16 protein-coding genes and 1 pseudogene are annotated in these 15,743 nt (G+C 60.6%); 8 read left to right on the top strand and 9 right to left on the bottom strand.

Features of this window, described 5'->3' with window-relative positions:
• Window positions 1-2 precede the first annotated feature (2 nt).
• From dapA to I8N66_RS13445, 5 genes are all read left to right on the top strand, one after another.
• Window positions 3-938: a 4-hydroxy-tetrahydrodipicolinate synthase gene (dapA, locus tag I8N66_RS13425; RefSeq protein ID WP_291154380.1), complete on the top strand. Its 936-nt coding sequence runs from the start codon at window positions 3-5 to the stop codon at window positions 936-938.
• Between the two features lie 107 nt (window positions 939-1,045).
• Window positions 1,046-1,234 carry a hypothetical protein gene (locus I8N66_RS13430; protein ID WP_113541181.1) on the top strand — a complete coding sequence of 63 codons (189 nt, stop codon included), beginning with the start codon at window positions 1,046-1,048 and terminating at the stop codon, window positions 1,232-1,234.
• Window positions 1,235-1,267: 33 nt separating this feature from the next.
• Window positions 1,268-1,528: a hypothetical protein gene (locus I8N66_RS13435; protein WP_291154383.1), complete on the top strand. Its 261-nt coding sequence runs from the start codon at window positions 1,268-1,270 to the stop codon at window positions 1,526-1,528.
• 222 nt (window positions 1,529-1,750) lie between these two features.
• On the top strand, window positions 1,751-5,026 hold the full coding sequence (locus tag I8N66_RS13440) for an adenylate/guanylate cyclase domain-containing protein (RefSeq protein ID WP_291154385.1): 3,276 nt from the start codon (window positions 1,751-1,753) through the stop codon (window positions 5,024-5,026).
• Between the two features lie 128 nt (window positions 5,027-5,154).
• Window positions 5,155-5,835 (top strand): peroxiredoxin-like family protein, encoded by a 681-nt coding sequence (locus I8N66_RS13445; protein WP_113541184.1) that lies wholly within the window; start codon window positions 5,155-5,157, stop codon window positions 5,833-5,835.
• A 131-nt stretch (window positions 5,836-5,966) separates the two neighbouring features.
• Here the strand turns inward: I8N66_RS13445 and I8N66_RS13450 are convergent, their stop codons facing one another.
• The 4 genes from I8N66_RS13450 to I8N66_RS13465 form a co-directional block, all read right to left on the bottom strand.
• Window positions 5,967-6,659, bottom strand: coding sequence for an alpha/beta hydrolase (locus I8N66_RS13450; RefSeq protein ID WP_291154388.1), 693 nt, complete (start codon window positions 6,657-6,659; stop codon window positions 5,967-5,969).
• Window positions 6,660-7,436: 777 nt separating this feature from the next.
• Complete coding sequence (locus I8N66_RS13455) at window positions 7,437-8,555, bottom strand: hypothetical protein (protein WP_291154390.1); 1,119 nt, start codon at window positions 8,553-8,555, stop codon at window positions 7,437-7,439.
• 328 nt (window positions 8,556-8,883) lie between these two features.
• Window positions 8,884-9,015: a hypothetical protein gene (locus tag I8N66_RS13460; protein WP_291154392.1), complete on the bottom strand. Its 132-nt coding sequence runs from the start codon at window positions 9,013-9,015 to the stop codon at window positions 8,884-8,886.
• 15 nt (window positions 9,016-9,030) lie between these two features.
• Window positions 9,031-9,570 (bottom strand): hypothetical protein, encoded by a 540-nt coding sequence (locus I8N66_RS13465; RefSeq protein WP_291154394.1) that lies wholly within the window; start codon window positions 9,568-9,570, stop codon window positions 9,031-9,033.
• A 19-nt stretch (window positions 9,571-9,589) separates the two neighbouring features.
• Between I8N66_RS13465 and I8N66_RS13470 the strand changes: the two are divergent.
• A pseudogene (locus I8N66_RS13470) lies at window positions 9,590-9,798 on the top strand (integrase core domain-containing protein); the annotation flags it as partial.
• An 18-nt stretch (window positions 9,799-9,816) separates the two neighbouring features.
• On the opposite strand, the gene I8N66_RS13475 reads toward I8N66_RS13470, so the two are convergent.
• Both I8N66_RS13475 and I8N66_RS13480 read right to left on the bottom strand, forming a co-directional pair.
• Entirely contained in the window at window positions 9,817-10,143 is a 327-nt protein-coding gene (locus tag I8N66_RS13475; RefSeq protein WP_291154395.1) for a hypothetical protein, read from the bottom strand.
• Window positions 10,140-10,550 (bottom strand): hypothetical protein, encoded by a 411-nt coding sequence (locus tag I8N66_RS13480; RefSeq protein WP_291154397.1) that lies wholly within the window; start codon window positions 10,548-10,550, stop codon window positions 10,140-10,142. The genes I8N66_RS13475 and I8N66_RS13480 overlap by 4 nt, the downstream gene beginning before the upstream one ends.
• 841 nt (window positions 10,551-11,391) lie before the next feature.
• Between I8N66_RS13480 and I8N66_RS13485 the strand changes: the two genes are divergently transcribed.
• Window positions 11,392-12,375, top strand: a complete 984-nt coding sequence (locus I8N66_RS13485; protein ID WP_291154399.1) for a hypothetical protein — start codon at window positions 11,392-11,394, stop codon at window positions 12,373-12,375.
• A gap of 337 nt (window positions 12,376-12,712) precedes the next feature.
• Here the strand turns inward: I8N66_RS13485 and I8N66_RS13490 are convergent, their stop codons facing one another.
• The 3 genes from I8N66_RS13490 to I8N66_RS13500 form a co-directional block, all read right to left on the bottom strand.
• The gene (locus tag I8N66_RS13490; protein WP_291154401.1) at window positions 12,713-13,183 is read right to left on the bottom strand and encodes a hypothetical protein; all 471 of its coding nucleotides are present in this window, start codon (window positions 13,181-13,183) and stop codon (window positions 12,713-12,715) included.
• A 413-nt stretch (window positions 13,184-13,596) separates the two neighbouring features.
• Window positions 13,597-14,259 (bottom strand): HEPN domain-containing protein, encoded by a 663-nt coding sequence (locus I8N66_RS13495; protein ID WP_291154403.1) that lies wholly within the window; start codon window positions 14,257-14,259, stop codon window positions 13,597-13,599.
• A gap of 29 nt (window positions 14,260-14,288) precedes the next feature.
• Entirely contained in the window at window positions 14,289-15,272 is a 984-nt protein-coding gene (locus I8N66_RS13500) for a WYL domain-containing protein (protein WP_291154405.1), read from the bottom strand.
• A gap of 138 nt (window positions 15,273-15,410) precedes the next feature.
• Between I8N66_RS13500 and I8N66_RS13505 the strand changes: the two genes are divergently transcribed.
• Window positions 15,411-15,671, top strand: coding sequence for a hypothetical protein (locus tag I8N66_RS13505; RefSeq protein WP_291154408.1), 261 nt, complete (start codon window positions 15,411-15,413; stop codon window positions 15,669-15,671).
• Window positions 15,672-15,743: the final 72 nt, after the last annotated feature.

Raw genomic sequence — 15,743 nt, forward strand, 5'->3', positions numbered from 1 at the left:
CCATGAGCATGCATTCGCTGCGCCTCGAAGGGGCGATCACGGCGCTCGTCACGCCGTTTCGCGACGGCAAGGTCGATGTCGTCGGCCTGATGTCGCTGGTCGAATGGCAGATCCGCCACGGCATTTCCGGCATCGTTGCCTGCGGCACCACCAGTGAGGCGCCGACGCTGTCGCGCGCCGAACGGGCATTGGTGATCGAGCGCTGCGTTGAGGTCGCCGAGCGCAAAATCCCCGTTATCGTCGGCACCGGCACCAACAGCACCGAGACGACGATCGCCCTGACAGCCGAAGCCAAGGCGCTCGGCGCGGATGCGGCGCTCGTGGTCGCGCCCTATTACAGCAAACCGTCGCAGGAGGGGCTTTATCGGCACTTCGAGGCGATCGTCGGTGCTGTCGACCTACCTGTCATTCTCTACAATGTCCCTTCGCGCACAGGTGTCGATCTTGCGCCGCGCACGCTTGAGCGGCTGGCGGAGCTTCCAGGAATCGTCGGCATCAAGGATGCGACCGGCGACATCGGTCGGCTTCTTTCGATGCCGGCTGCGCTGAAGAACCGCCTTCACCCGTTTTCCGGCCATGACCAGACGGCGCTGCCCTTCAATCTGTGCGGCGGACACGGCACCATATCGGTGGCATCCAATGTCGTGCCGCGGCTGGTCGTGGCGATGCATCAGGCGATTGCGAGCGGCAATGTCGGGGCGGCGATTGCCATCCATGAGCGGCTGAGGCCGTTGCTGGTGGCGCTGGAGCGCGAGACCAATCCGGGACCGGTCAAATATGCGCTGCACCTGGCGCGCGCCCTCAGCCCCGAACTGCGCCTGCCGTTGACGCCGGTTGCGCCGGAAACGGCGGCCGAGATCCGCGCGGCCCTCGAACCGCTGAGCGAACCGCCCGCTTCCCATGTCGGCGGCGACCTCCGCTTCGCGCTCGCGAGCTGAGTTCCCATCATCCCGAGCAAATTCCGGTCCAGCCTCGCCTTTCGCCCCGCGGAGTTTTGTTCCAGGGCGTGCGCGTGGCCGGTCTCTCGTCCACCAGGAGACAAATCATGTCACGCCTTCCGCATCTTGCCGCCCGCGCCGAGCTGAACCGACGCGCCCATGGCAACGAAAAAATCGAGAACCGCCGCAATGACAGCGCGGTTCGCGACGCCTTTCTCGGCATCGGCATCCGGCTCGGTGTCGTTCTCGGACTCGCCTATGGCATCCAGGCGATCATCCCGTGGCTTGCCGGTTAAGTCTTCTTTCTCATCAACGAGGATCATTCCATCATGGGCAGTACGCAGCAGATCCGGCGCGGCTTTCTCGCGCGTGCGCGTTTCGTTGTCGGTCGCGACCGGCACGGCTGGTGGGTCGTTTCCGACCGCAAGGGCGTCGTCGGCGGCCTCTTCACCAATGAGACCGCGGCGATCCACTTCGCCGTCGAGGCCAGCGACCGGCACCCGGAAGAGGTGTGCCGCGCGCCGGAGGGGGCGGCTATCGATCTCGACACGTTTTCACGCTCGCCAAAGGCGCGCCGGAACCATTCCTGACGGTGTGGCGGGCTCGTCGGCAAGTTTCGACCGATCGGTCGGGAGACCGCCGTCGAATGCGCCGCTTGCCAGTGTCATGGGGCGGGCCGCATCCGTGGTCCGCGTTCTGGATTGGCTGTTGCTTGCAAAGCCGCGGACGCAGGTTCATTCTTGCCAAGCCACATGCCTCGGCCGGTCCGGCATCTGCCATGCCAACCGGGGCTCTTCGAAGGTTCGTCGTCGATGAACTGCCACGAGTGCGGTTGCGAGATCCAAGACGGGTTCGCGTTTTGCCCGAACTGCGGCACCAAGCAGCATGGCCCATGCCCCGGTTGCGGCGCACTTTGCCCGCCACACTTCTCGTTTTGCCCCACCTGCGGCACCCGGCTCGCAGCCCCAGCTTCCATCAAGCCGACGGCTTCGCGACCGACGGTAGCCGAAACGCCTCAGGTAAGATCGGGTGGCGAGGGGCCGTCGCCGGACGAGGATGCGGGCGCCGACCGCCGCACGGCCACCATTCTCTTTGCCGACCTTTGCGGCTTTACCGGTCTCGGTGAGCAGGTGGATCCGGAAGTCCTCAGGGCTTTCCAGAACGAGCTCTTTGAAGAACTGACCGAAGCGGTCGAGGCCTACGGTGGCTACGTCGACAAATTCATCGGCGACGCCTTGCTTGCCCTCTTCGGCGCGCCGGTTGCGCACGAAGACGATTCCGAGAGGGCGCTTCGGGCCGCGCTCGACATGGCCGGCCGGGCAAGACGGGTCGGCGAACGCTGGCAGTCGCGGATCGGCGAGCCGCTGAACCTTCATATCGGGCTCAACACCGGGACCGTCGTGGCCGGGCATCTGGGGGCTGGCGACGGCAAGGCCTATTCGGTGACCGGTGACGCGGTCAACACGGCGCAGCGGCTGCAGTCGCTCGCAGGGCCTGGGGAGATCCTCGTCGGGCCGGTGACCTATCGGTTGACCTGCCACGCCTTTGCCTATGAGGCGCTTGGCGCGATGACGCTGCGCGGCAAGGCAGGCAGCGTCGAAGTCTTCAGGCTGATGCAGTCTCTGGAGGCGCCGCGCACGGCTCGGGGTCTCGAGGCGCTAGGACTGGGCGCGCCCCTGATCGGGCGTGAGGCGGAGATGAAGCGCCTCATTGATTGCCTCGAGCTTGCCTGCGGCGGGACGGCGCAACTCGTGCGCCTGACCGGAGAGGCAGGGCTCGGAAAGTCGCGGCTGGCCAGCGAATTCGTTGAACGCGTAACCGGGGATCCGCGATTTTCGAACGTCGTCGTTCGCCGCGCCGGTAGTTCTTCGCTCGGTGAGCCGTCCTATGGCGTTCTTGCGGCGGTGTTGCGCGGTGCCTACGGGATTTCGATGGGCGACAGCCTGCAGCGGACGACAGAGCTGCTTGCGGCTGGATTGGCCGACATCGGTTTCGCTCAAGACAAGCTCGAACAACTCGTGCCCCTGTTCCTGCGGATCCTTGGCATGGATTCCCGGGATGAGCTGTTGCGCCACGTCGAGCCGGAACAGATGCGCCGGCAGCTTTTTGCAGCAGTGAGAGCGATTTTCGAGCGGCGCCTGTCACGAACCCCCTTGCTGCTTGTGATCGAGGACCTGCACAGGGCCGATGCTGCCTCGCTCGAGGCCTTGTCTTTCGTTCTCGAGCGGACGGAAGGCCGCCCGTTGATGCTCTTGACCACCCAGCGGCCTGACGCCGATGCCGATCGGCTGAAGCCCGGCCGTACAAGCTTGACCGCGCTGCGGCTCGCACCGCTTTCAGAAGCCGACAGGCGACGACTGCTTGCGGCCTTCTTCGGTGGAGACGGCTTGCCCCAGGCGCTCGCCGCGCGGATTTTGGCACGGGCCGGAGGCAATCCCCTGTTCATCGAGGAAATCGTGCGCGGCTTGATCGACGTTTCCGCCATGCAGCAGATTGGCTCGGTCTGGCGGATGGTGGATCGCGAGGCGGCCGCCGACATACCGGTCACCATCGAGGCGATGCTGCTCGGCCGCGTCGATCGGCTGCCGCCGGACGCCCGCCGATTGCTGCATCACGCTGCGATGATCGGGCCGCGCTTCGATGCGGATCTGCTGCAGGTGGTTTCGGGGCGGACGCCGGTGGACGCGCTTCTCGATCTGCTTTGCGACACGGAGATCATCGAAGAAGTGAGCGACGGCGGCGGGTCGCCGGGTACGCAGACCTATCGGTTTACCCAGACGCTGTTGCAGGAGGTGGTCTACAACAATCTGCTGCTCAGCCGGCGCACGGAAGAGCATGCGTTGATTGGCAAGGTGCTGGAGCATCGGTTCGGCGAAGATACCGAACGGCTCGAAGAAATGGCGCTGCTCGGCCACCATTTCGGTCTCTCCGAGCAAAAGGTCAAAGGCGCGCAATACCTGGTTGCGGCCGGAGACCGGGCGCGGGCGCTCTATGCCAATGATGATGCCATCCGGCTCTACGAACAGGCGATGGCGGCGCTGGCGGCCACCGGCGAAGAGGGGCCCGAATGGCTGGCTGCACGCGAACGCGTCGCCGATCTTCTGGGGCCGACCGGCCAGCGCGAGGCGGCGGTTCAGCACTACGGCGCCCTGCTGGAGATTTACCGGGCCACGGACGATCGGATTGCATCGGCACGGATCCGGCGCAAATTCGGTCATCATCTGTGGGAAGCCGGGCGGCGCGACGAGGCGCTGGCTTCCTTTGCGGCAGCCGCCGAGCTGCTCGAAGGCGTCAGCGCACCGATCGAAGGTGCGCATCTTTCACAGGAATGCGGCCATCTCGCCTTCCGCATGGGCGACTATGCAGGCGCTCTCAAGGCAGCGGACGACGCCCTGGATCGCATCGAGGCCTATGCGCCGGACAGCCCGGAAACTGAGCGGGAGGCGATGCGGGTCACGGCCGAAGCGCTGAACACCAAGGGCGTGACGCTTGCCCGCCTTGGCCGCAGCGCAGAAGCGATCGGTATCGTCGAGCAAAGCGTCGCGGTGGCGGAAGGCGCGAACCTGCTGAATGCCGCCTGCCGCGGCTACACCAATCTGGCCGTTTTCTACGCGGTCACCGATCCGAAACGCGCGATTGAGGTTTGTCAGTGCGGTTTCGATATGGCGAGGCGTATCGGCGACCTCGGTTTTCAGGCGCGCCTGCTCGCCAACCTCGCCGTCGCCTATTGCACCTTCACCGATCGTTGCTCGCCGGACGGCATGCCGGCAGCGGAGCGTGCGATTGCGATCGACCGGGAACTCGACCAGCGCGACCATCTGCCGGTGTCGCTGCTGGTGCTCGGCCAAATCCATCAATGTCATGGCCGATCAGATGTCGCTCGCGGCCTCTATCAGGAGGCGCTCGATCTTTGCGGAGAAACGCAAGAGGCGCAGCTCCTGTTTCCGTGTTATGATGGCTTGGCGACGCTCTGCCTGGACGCCGGCGATCTCGATGCAGCGGAAAGGTACTTCGCTTCGGCGCGAGACATATGTGCGCAATATGGCCTCGATCCCGAAGCGTTGATGATCTTGCCGTTTCTCGACTGACATTCCGATCGTCGCCCTGGGCGCGGCGTCCGCGTTTTTTATTGCTGCACACAGCTTGCCGGAGAGAAAATGCCTGCCTTGCCATAAGGCGTACCAGGGGTATTCCGGCCGGGACAAGGAGACGAAACATGGTTGAGCCGCTGAGTGGACGGCCATTGCAGCCGGGTGATCGGGCGCCGAATGTGGTGCTCGACGCAATCACGCAGGAAGGTCAGATCGCCCTTGACGATTTTCGTGGCCGCAAACCGGTCCTGGTTGGCCTGTTCCGCGGCCTGCATTGTCCGTTCTGCAGGCGGCAGATCGCGGCCATGGCGCAACTCGACGGCGCCTTGCGGGAGAAGGGCATCGAGAGCCTGACGGTCGTCAATACGCCGATCGATCGGGCGCGCCTCTATTTCCGCTATCATCCCGTGCCGAACTTGATGGCCGCCGCCGATCCGGAAAGGGTTTCGCATCGGGCATTCGGGCTGCCCAACCTCGAATTTACCGAGGACGAGGACGCCTGGCCGTACAAAGTCGCCCAGAAGACGATCATGGCGATGAAGGTGGATCTGCCGGGCGAATTGCCGGCACCGATGGATCCGATTGCAGCCATGGCCTATCTCGACAAGGTGGAGGACTACCAGATCACCGAGGCTGACGAACGGATGATGGCGACTGGGACCGGGCAACTCATCGGTGAGTTCCTGCTCGATCGGGACGGCGTCGTGCGCTGGAGCTTTACCGAAGTGCCGGGCGGTGGCCAGAACCTGTTCGGCGTCCCGCGGCGCGAGGAACTGATGTCCGTCGCCTCGGCGATGGTGCACTAAGACGTCGATCCTGGACGATTGGCCATCGGCGATTTCGGCGGCGATCCTGGAACGAGACCCCGTCGATCCGGCGATCGACGGGGTCGTCTTTACGGCAAGTTTGTTTTGAAGCGATGCGTTGCGCGCCGGGTCTAGCCGAGCGCGGCGATCGCCTCATCGATCAGCGCGACAATTTCCTTGGCGTGCGAAGCAAGCGAGGCGTGGCTGGCGTCGAGCGTGATGATCTTCTTCGCCTTGATGCGTTCGGCCATCCACTGTTCGGTTTCCGGCGGGATCATGTTGTCGTGGCGCGAGACCTGGTACCAGCTCGGCTTCGTCTTCCAGGCCGGCGGCCCGGCCTTGTCCTCGAAGCAACGCCCGGCAATCGGCTTCTGTGCCACCGCCATGACCAGCGCATCGGTTTCGTTCAGGTCCTGGCCGAAGCTCTGGCGGAAGGTGTCTTGCGCCAACCAGAGGAAACCCTCCTTGTCGGGCCGGATGCTGGCTGCACCGGAGGGCGGATCGCGCCTTGCGAAAATGCTGCCGAGGCTGTCGCCCTCATCGGGTGCGAAGGCCGCGACATAGACGAGGCCGACGACATTGGATGCGTGGCCCGCACCGCTGATCACCGCGCCGCCATAGGAGTGGCCGACGAGCAGGGTCGGGCCGTCGAGCGATTCGGCGAGCTTGCGGGTGCGCTCCACATCGTTGGCCAGCGACGCCAGCGGGTTCTGTACCGCGGCGATCCTGTAGCCCTTGGCGTGGAGCGGCGGGATCACGTGGCGCCAATGGGATGCATCGCCCCAGGCGCCGTGTACGAGCAGGATGTTCTTGACTGCCGGCATGTCCGTTCCTTTCCCATTCAGAGAAGCTGCGGCCGGCGTCGCCGTCGCGCATCGAGCGCGAGATGCGTTGCCGCCCGTTGGTTTACGGATGTGATGGTCTGCAGGTACCTTCAGACTGCGCATGCAAATTAGGGCGCGAAACCGGGCTCTTCCATGACGGAAACATTAAACTTCGTACAGGCTCGGCGCGGGGGGCGGAGCCATCGACCGGCGCGTGACGGGCCGAACGAAAAAGGGCCTCTCGATTTCTCGAAAGGCCCTTTGAATTCGAATGGTGGGCGTGACAAGGATCGAACTTGTGACCCCTACGATGTCAAAATTGCGTCCGCCATCCGTTACTTTCATTCTGGGCGAATCAGATATCGGTTTTTCTTTTTTATATCAATGGCTTGCTGTGTGAGAAGGCTCTAAGTGGCCCTCAGCCACTAGGGCCCTGATGGCGCCATTTGGGGCTCATTTGGGGTCGATTTGTGCTCTGGTCGGGGGTTGAGTTGGCACCAGTTGGCACCGGAGGAATCGCGTCCGGATTTGAGGCTTGCGTCAAAGGGGAGTTAATGCCTGGCGTGTGCGACAGCATCAAACCGGTCGCTGACTTCAACTGGATACCCGCGAAAAATTGCCGGGATCGTTCTGTGCGCTGCTATCCACTTTCGATCAGCAGCTACGACAATGCGGTCACCACCAGCGTCATGCCACGCGAAAACGCTCCCCTTCCCACTCGGAAGAGAGAGGGACTTCGCCAACGCAACAGCGGCATCTACGGCCTTGGTGTGGCGGTTATACATGGTGTCCTGACACGATCTCCAAAGACAGCTTATTCATTATCTCAGGCAGGGGTAAAATGAATGATAAGCCTCTTTGTTCATTCCCTGCGAAGACTAAGCCTACCGCAACTTTGTTCCCATTGCCATCGTCCGCTACAACCAGCGATCCGGAGTCTCCGGCTTTTGAGAATGGCTGCTCATTGTCTCCGACGACAATGAATACGCTTTCGAAGTAGACATTTTTCCGGACCCCGTATTCGGCAACTTGGTAGTGAACGGGAACGGGAGAGGCCGACTGCGCGACGATGATTCCGGATGTCCGGCCCGTTGTGCGCCCGACCTTCTCTACCTGCATCGAGGGCACCGGGGCTGCGACGACCGCCGGCGTGTCGAAAGCTGTGCCTTGCATGGAGGTCACCTTGGAGGCATCAGACAGTCGAAAGATGCTCACATCCCAGTTAACGTCGATCGCGATGTTTTCAGGAATGCCGTCGTTGATTGGAAGGAGTCGGTGATGGCGTCCGATAGTGAATGGGTCGCAGGCATCCTCGGTCGCATCCAACGGGCCGGGCGCTAGGATTGGTAAGCCTGGCATCGCATTGTTGCACGCGCCAGCGACGTGATTATTCGTCATGCCGAAAAGATCCCCGCCCTGATCTCTGACGATCAATCCGAAAGTGCCGGCGCCGATACAATGAGCAGGAAAGATAGACGAGCCACAGGTGTAGCGGCCTTGATGCAGATTGAACGGCTTCGGCATCTCCGGAGGGGGTGGGCTCCCTTTAACCTGCGCAATTCCTCCCTGAATGTATTCAAACGTGAAACCAGCCGAATGGAACGGAAGGATTTTCTCATCCGCCTTGCTGACCTTCCCGTTGGTGAAGATTACGACCTTCTTCTGCGGTTCGCTGAACCCGACGAGGTTGATCGCTTTCTTTCGGAGAATTTCCTCAACCGCTTGCGCTCGAAAGGCATCTCCGCTCGCAACAAACCGACCCGCAGCCTCATCAACAGCTTCCTCAAGGGGAACCTTCGTGAACAGGTTATGCCGCTTTGCCCAAGATAGTACATTCTCAGCCAATTCTTTGGCCGTCTGCGGAGCAGCTTTGCCCGCCTGCATAATCGCTTGCATTTGATCTTCCCTCGCCTGAGTCGCAACCTTGGCGAGATGTATAACCAAGTCAAGTCACCGGGGTCGGTGCAACGGGTTGCAAAAATCGGCGGCAATGCCGCCCGGAAGAGCGGGCTGCCAGCGCCACCGGGGTGTGCAGCCCAAACATTTCGGTGCTGATGAGGTCGACATGGATAGCGGATCGGCTTTGCTCCCCGCCTTGTACCGGTCCTGCCTCAGAGACCGCGGCACCATCCCTGGTGGTGATGCCGAGCATCCCGACAGGCTCACCCTGTCGCGTGAAGTCCGGCAGGCATTGTTGGTATGGGATCTTGTTTGAGAGGGGGGCTCAAGGGCCGCTCTCGAATAGTTTCAGCAATATCATCAGCGAGACGACTATGGTGGCCGCTTGCATGATCAGGCAGTGGCGTAGGTCGGCCTTGATTTTCGCGAAGGCTGCTTTGAATTCTTCTTCGGCCATCGTCTATTCCCACGATCAATATCTGCGCTCAAGGATCCTGACGTCTTGTTCAATCAGCATCCAGATAGACCGCCCGCCGTTTCGCTTCAAAGGCGCCGTCGCTATTGTAGTTGAAATAGAATGGTTTGGCGATCTCGCCGGTGGGTTGGAGGCGACGCAGGCGGTATTGAATTTTGCATGGGTAACCAGAGGAAGAAAAGGTCGGTTAATATCCGCACCGACGTGGCCATCTTTTACGGACATTGCGGCGTCGAGTGCCGCCACGTCAAATGAGACAGGCCGATACAGTGACCCGGTCACTGCAACGGGTTGCAAATCGGCGCTGCGAAGCATGTCGAGTACGGGATCGCTCACGCCAGTAGCGTCCACCACAAGCTGAGACGCTCCGGCAAGAGGCGAATGTGCCATGAGATCAGTGGTCTTTCTGACAAGTTGCGGATAGGGCACGCCGCGCACGCGGTCGAGGCGGCGATTCGTTACGAAACCAGACGCAGCGACGACCTTGGCCTTCGCGCGCGAATGAAGGCACTGGCGCACGAATGCCGCCGCTTCCACTACCGCGTCACGGCCTCTTGCTCTATCAGCGCTTTCAAACTGGCGCAGCGATTACAACGATCACCGACCGCACTCTGGCCTCGTCTGGCTGACACCTGTCGAGTTCGCTCAGACGATCAACACGCAACGTGATAAGGTGCTGCGCAGCCGAAATGGCTCCGCACGGCACCCGCTGCTACCGCCCCAAATACGGCAACCCAAAACCGCTGGAGCGAACTTAAAATTGGATCGAACTTGGGGACAAGGTCAGTAGCCTTCGCGGCGCTCCTCCTCCAATTCGCGCCACAGCTTGTGAAATGCTATGGCACGCTCGTTGAGGTCTCTTATGTGGCGCGTCCGCCACTTAGCCAAGGCTTCGGGACTGTTCCACTCTTCGTCGTCTTCCATCTCGTTGGCATTAGCGACGGTTGAAGGAACCTGATCGCCGTCGCTCTGAGGATCCAAATACCGGTTGTCTTCAAGCCAAGATCTTAAAATGAAGGCAATGACCTCCTCTCGAGATAACTCGACCTGAAAGGCCGCTTCTTGAAGTGCGTCTTCAACGTCTTTGTCGAGGAGGAGGCGATCGGTCATGGAGCGCTCTTGTTCGTCTTGCTTAGGGCCTCTAATACGCCCGCTACCCAGGACCAGCCAGCGGCCGTAAGCGCGATCTCCTGCTTCTGCTCATCGATGATGGCACGCCCCTTTTTCACGAGGGCGCCAATGATCCACTTGTCAGGACGAAACCACACACCGTCCATCTGAATCCCGGTCAACGGTATCCGGCCACCAGTGAAGAGCAGGTAAGCAATCGTTAGAGCATCGGTTCGCGTGGTGTCGTTCTTGCTGTTGTTGTTTCCTTGCCCCCACGCATCAAACTCGGAGAGGAGGTCAAACGGTGTGCCGCCGAAGGTCTTGGCCGAGGCGTCCTTGCCGTCGATGGCATTGGCAACTGCATCAATGATCCTTCGCGCAGTAGCTTCATCGAGATCGAGCATCATTGTCCTCTGCAAAAATTCACGTGCTGGAACAACACGCCAGCCAACTTGATCACCTACGCCTCCGGCTCACGACAAAGCCCGTGGGTGAAGCTTTCGCGCACCCTTGAAGGCGTCGCTCCTCGAACACCCATCGTGGCGACGGAAATGCTCGAAATGCGTGCGCATGCCATTGCTGCCATTCGTGTGGGCGCGCACCTGACCGTGGCATTCGGGGCACCTCTTTGTGCGGGACGCGTCCAATCGAAGAGCGTCCTCGATCGTCAGCTCGATCCACTCGCCGCGGACCTTCACCTCACACGTTTCGGAATTAATCGCCAATTCGCCACTCCTCGCTCTATGCGTGCAAACTGTCACACCCCTCTCCGGTGTCAAGTGAGAGCGCTCCATAATGACAGAATTGCGTCCGCCATCAGCTCCGCGCACCACTTCGATTGAAGTGAGACAAATTTCTCAATGAAAGCAATCTGTTAATGCGCCGGCCAAGAGTTATCGGGAAAGATTCCCGGATCGTCCGATTGGTGCATTTGGGGTACTTTTGTGGTCCAGTCGGGGGCGGAGATGGCACCATTTGGCACCACGCCAATTTGACTTCGGCGCGGTCTACGCAGGCCGCAGAGCTGGCGGCGATCATATCCGGTATAGCGGCTCACTGCTGGCCGACGGCTTTGATAGAGGCTCCTGAAAGGGGGGCGCCTTTGGATTGCGCCGGGCGCTGTCATTGCCCATAAATGCGTGCATCTGGTGAAGCACAGGAAAGGTGATGCGAACGGCGTCCCCAATAGCACTGGCCGAGCAGTACTTAGTTGATGACTAGCCCGGTGCGACGCGGCCCGGCACGCGGTTGCATGGCATTCTCGTGCGCATGAATGACGGGGAAGCGCTAACCGAAGTCTCCCTTGCGTGGTTGCAGAAGGCCGGTTTGGCAGCTTTGTATGATCTCGCCATAGGCACGATCTCGCCTGAAGAATTTAGGACCCGATCAGCCGACGAGCGCTCGAGGCGCAAGATCACGGCGAAGGCGGATGCTGAGCGAGAGAGAACACTACTGGCAGAACGGGCGGCCTATCTGGAGGCGGCCAGCAAGGCCAACTTTGAGAAGATGGAGAGTGATCCTGTCCTACGCCGCCGCCAGGAAGCAAGGGATCTCCGAAGGAAATTTGGCGTCGGCTATGTCGAGCCCGAACACTATCCACGGGTGATGACATTCATCAAACGTCTGGATAGCGGCAAGCGCATCTCCCCTGAGGAATTTGCCTGGGTATCCTCGCATGCCGAATACTGTTTGACCGATGAACTGCGAATTGCTTACCACCGCGTTGAGGCCGAGGCACTGACCCTGGATTGGAATGAGACTGGCGATGCTTGGGCGGCGATCAATGCAAGCGCGCACTGGCGGAAGGCGAACGAGCCGCAGCAGGCAGTCGCCATTACCGCTACGGCATCAGCACATGCTCGCAAGAAACTGCCGAAAATCCGCTCGGCCCTTATGACGACACGAGGCGGCGCGCTCCGCGATCTCAAGCGGTTCGTGGAAGCGAAGGACCTCGGATTACAAGCCCATAATCTGACACCTGACGACTATCGCCCGTGCACACTGCTCGGCGCGGTATCATTGCAGCTTGGCGACCTCAGCTCTGGTCACGCATGGTACTGCAAGGCTGAAGCGCGTGGGACGGAACGCTTTTCCGTCGATCAGGATATTCGAGCGGTGTTGGCACGGGTGTCGAAGGAAGAACGAAAGCGAATATCCGCCTTCCTCTTTTCCCAGGACCCTGAGCGGTTCAAATGGCTCAGGGGGGCTGGCACAGAAGCGCAACGTTCCTAGAGGCACACGGGGACAAAACCATTCTCGGGAAATTCCTCCACACGGATTTTTCAGCGCTTCAGGGATAGGCGGTACGCCCATTGTGTTGATCCTTTCAACGGCTCAGGTCATAGGCTGGGCCGCGCTGTTGCAACGGGTTGCACCACAGATCGCGCTTGCAGATAGATCGGCTGATCTGCCTGTGAATTGCCCAGTGATCAAGGACGCGCTGAATGGCGCATTTTATGAGGTCACTGCGGGTGACGAGATATCCGAGGTCGCCCGGTTGGCCTTTGCAGATGAAACCATCCACCTCCTCGCGCCATCTTTTCGGGCGCTGAGCAGACGTTCGCAGTAATCAGGGTTTGAACGTGGCCATAATGACATCAGCATGGGCGCGGACATTCATATCTTTTGAATTTCTCCAGGCATTGAGCAATTCTCTGTATGAGAGCGCAGCAAAGCTCACCTCATCGCCGGCAACTCTCTCGGCAAAGAGACTTATTTCATTCCGATGAGCAGCGATTTGCTTCGCGGGTATAGGGCGGCCATCGGGCCAGGAGATTGGTTCGGCGTAGAGGTAGAGGAGTAAGGGTTTCTTACCGTGGGCGCCCGATTCCCGGTGTACGCGCGTTCGCAAGCCGAAGGCATGTTTGATGAGTTGAGCGACATCGAGCCGGTGGAAGTCGACAGCATTCGAACGAAGATCATCACGTAGACGGCAGTATCTTTCCATCTGCTCGCCCCATACCGGCCGCCAGTAGGCTTCAGACAGTTCGGCCTTGCGTTTACTCCGGAACGGCTCGTAACGCTTGCTCTCGATGCCCAAGACCAATGATTGAGTTTCAACGACAGCATCGAGCCAGGAGTGTCGCCGCCTGACCACGGGAACCGGTTCTCGACCTCAAGCCTGACGGAATGCGGGGGCCAGAAGTTTTCGCCTTCGATTGGAAACGAAGGTATTGTGGCTGGTTTGTCGAGGAAGAAGCCGAAGGTGTTCGCAGCCAAGCATGCGGAGGATTCCTCGCTCAAGAACTTGCCGGATTCAAATTCGTTGCCAGGAGCAGCGACATACTGAGCTCGTATCAGGTCATTTGGGAGCCCCGGTAGAATTCCGTCTTCTAGGAGTGACTTCGTCATCTGGTCTCACAGGCTATAGCAGTCGGTTGCGGCGTCGAGGATGCAAGATGCCACGCCAAGAAAGCGGAAGTTGCAATGCGATGCGATCCGTTCGCGAACAGGTCATGCGATCACAGGATAGAACGGCTTGCCCCAGTCCTTGCCGGAATTGTCCATCATCAGGTCGACAAACACCGGCATCAGGAATGCGAGGATGGCAGCGCCATCATGCACTTGCGCTCGGTTCACGCCGCTGTTCCAAGTCGCGCCGCCGTGCACCAGCTGGTTGCGCAGGACATAAAGTCGGTCAAACACGAAGCTCAACACACGCGCGGTATCGCCCGCTTGAAACGCTTGGCCGAAAGCGCGGGATGACGCTTTGAACCGTTCCTCCCAATCGTCGAAGCCATCGATGCCATTGTGGTGCTGCCAGAACGGGTTGAAGACATAACGGTTCTCGAGCAGCACCCTGACCGGCCCCGAAAATCGCTGCCAGATCGCCTTGTAGATGCGTTTGTCACCATCGAGCGCGGCCAGCCGTCCGAAAAAGTCAAGGAAGGCCGCGCGTTCGCCGGGAGCGATTGACTGGAATTCGCGCTCGTCGGCGTAGGCCGCATTGAAGGCGATCCAGAGAAAGATGAACCGGGCATCATCGTCCTCGCCGCAGGCCTCGGCCCGGCCGATCCAACTGATCGCACGATGGGCACGCAGCCCCATGGTTTCGGGAAAACCAGCCCGGATCGCCCGCTGCTTGTCTTTCAAATCCTTGAAGCTCAGACCACCCATCAGCGACACCCTTCCCCCTCAAAAAGCCATCACGGCAGTGCATTGAAATCGGGCCTGCGGTGCCCCTCGACCAGCGCGCGCAGGCCCTCGGGCGCCAAGACCTCGACCTTGTCGCCCCATTGATAGAGATGCCAAGCCATCTCCAGCCAGCCTGCCGCGTGAAACCGGACTATCAAGCTTCCGTCGTCCTGGTGCTCGAGAACCTGCGTCGAATGAAAGCGAAACTCGGCGGCGCGGGTAGCGGCCTCGGGTGCAAACCGCCAGATCACCTCACCGTATTGCGCGGGATCCTGATAGACGCCGAAGGCCTGTGCTGCATAGTCCTGCAACGAGAATCCGGGCGCGAAGGCAAAGCTCTCGTCCATCGTCTCGGCCGCATGGATGCGGTCCATCCGAAAGTTGCGCAAGGTGTCGTCACGGCCGGGCTGACGGGCCACCAGATAGCTGCGATGGCCCATCAGCAGGCCGTGCGGCTCGATTACCCGTTCCGGGGCGTCGAGCCCGCCATAACGTAAGCGCAGGCGGAAAGGCCCCCGCAGCGCTTCAATCACCGCATCTAAAACGGCAGGTTGGAGGTTCACTTTCGGGCCGGGCCGCGTGACGTATCCCATCGCTGTCAGCACCGCCTCGGCATCAGTTTCCGTCCGCAACGCCTCCTTGGGTGCTAGGCGGGCGAGCAGGCTATCGCGAAGGTCGCTTAGCGCACCGGCATGTCGCAGCCGCCCCTCGGTCTCGGCAGCGCGCCCGGCAATTTCCAAGGCCTCGATTGCCGTTTCCTGGCGCAGCTGCAGCCGCTCAAGCGCCGGGTCCGTAAGCCGCCAACGGCGTTTGCGGTCAAGCCCGTCCAAGGTCTCGACATTGGCAAAGCTTGTTTCCAGCGCATCGGTCATGCGCTGCGCCGTCCTGTGGGCGACACCGAATTCTTCGCAGATTTCCTCGAGGGAGATCCCGCCGCGCCTGCTGGCGGCCAGTCTAGCGAGGCGGATGAGATCCAGCGCTTTCGAAAAGGACATGTCAGCCCTTGGTATGCTTGCGTGTCAGGGTTTGACACCCTTGCAGCCTATCGATGCTTATGCGACCTGTCGAGGCGGATTTCTAAAAGGACCGATCGGTTGTCGCGTCTAACCGCGTTTACTAGTCAGGAGTTTGAAATGACAGGCAAGGTTATCAGGATCGAAAGGTTAGCGCCGCGCGAGGGTGCCAACGAAGAACCCGAGTTGAGCGCGAAGGGTTACTGCCTCGGCGACCCGAAATTCGGGGCGGTGAAACATCATGCCAAGAATGCTGTCTATGTGAAAACATTGGAGGCGGCGGCGGAGCTCGTGTCACAAGGTTTTTCCCTGCGAATGATCGGCAAAGGCAAGCGGGCATCGCTTGTGGCGCCGAGAAGTCTGAATATTATCCGCGCATAAATTGGCGGTTTTGCAGGGATGCGAGCCTGACAACGCACTGTTGTCCGACGGCTCATCCCGACATGAACGAAT

Origin of the sequence: Ensifer sp. SSB1, assembly GCF_016652895.1 — a bacterium.
Classification (GTDB): Bacteria; Pseudomonadota; Alphaproteobacteria; order Rhizobiales; family Rhizobiaceae; genus Ensifer.